Origin of the sequence: Lactobacillus sp. UMNPBX19, from assembly GCF_002553805.1 — a bacterium.
GTDB lineage: Bacteria > Bacillota > Bacilli > Lactobacillales > Lactobacillaceae > Lactobacillus.
Window position 1 is genome coordinate 1 of record NZ_PCYR01000075.1, and the last position, 1182, is coordinate 1182.

A 1182-nucleotide genomic window follows, 5' to 3' on the forward strand; every position below is an offset into this window, starting at 1 on the left:
CGCCGATTGTAAAATCAAATTGAACACTTTAGAAAAATAAAAAGTCCATCTGGACCCGTTTGATAGAATGTAATTACCACAAAACATCTTGAAACGAGGTCACAAATGGACTCTTTACATTCTATCATGCCTAAGCACAAAAAAGGAAAACATTTGTCATTAGAAGAGCGAGTTATTATCCAAACTCGTATCAAAGATGGATTTTCTCTTAGAGCAATTGCTCGTGAGATTGGTTGTTCTCCTTCTACGATTAGCTATGAAATCAAACGTGGTACAGTTTTGCTTTATCACGGTAAACAAAAGCGGTACAAAGCAGAACGTGGAAATGAAGTTTATCAAGCTAACCGACGCCACTGTGGTCGCAAATCAGACTTCTTGAAGAAATCTGACTTTATCAAGTATGTCAATAAGCATTTCTTTGAAGACAATTGGTCACTTGATGTATGTGCCAATCGCTGCTTGGCTGTGGGTGAATTTAGCAGCGACCAGATAGTCTGCACTAGAACTCTATATAACTATGTAGATCAAGGCTTGTTGGCTATCAGAAACTCTGATTTGCCTGAGAAGTTAAAGCGTAATACTAAAATTCATCGTGTTCATAAGAACAAGAAGAAATTAGGTCGAAGCATTGAAGAACGCCCTAAAGAGATTAATGATCGAAAAGAGTTTGGTCACTGGGAATGCGACCTAGTCTTAGGACATAAGACTAGAGATGATCAAGTACTGCTAACTTTGTCTGAGCGAATGAGCCGTGAGTTTCTAATCTTGCGTATTCCAGACAAGACAGCTGCCAGTGTTATGAGCGCTTTTCAAACTCTACATAAGCAGTATAGTGAGCACTGGAATGAAATCTTCAAGACAATTACAACTGACAATGGTTCAGAGTTTGCGGATCTTTCCAATCTAGAGGAAGTATCTAATACCATAGTCTATTACGCCCATCCATATACTTCTTGCGATAAAGGCACTGTTGAAAGACATAATGGGCTCATTCGCAGATTCATTCCTAAGGGTGATTACATCAATAACTATTCTCTTCAGGAAATCATTGACATTGAAACCTGGTGCAATTCGCTACCAAGAAAAATATTGGCATATCATACACCAGATGAAATTTTTGAAAGAGAATTGGATCATATCTATCAAGCAGCTTAAGTGTTCAATTTATTATTGCAATTTACG

The 1182-nt window shown here is 37.8% G+C and carries 1 protein-coding gene; it reads left to right on the forward strand.

Going from position 1 to position 1182, the window contains the following annotated elements; genetic code table 11:
* The first annotated feature begins 105 nt into the window (after positions 1-105).
* Positions 106-1155: an IS30 family transposase gene (locus CP370_RS09100; RefSeq protein WP_025006498.1), complete on the forward strand. Its 1050-nt coding sequence runs from the start codon at positions 106-108 to the stop codon at positions 1153-1155.
* Positions 1156-1182 lie beyond the last annotated feature (27 nt).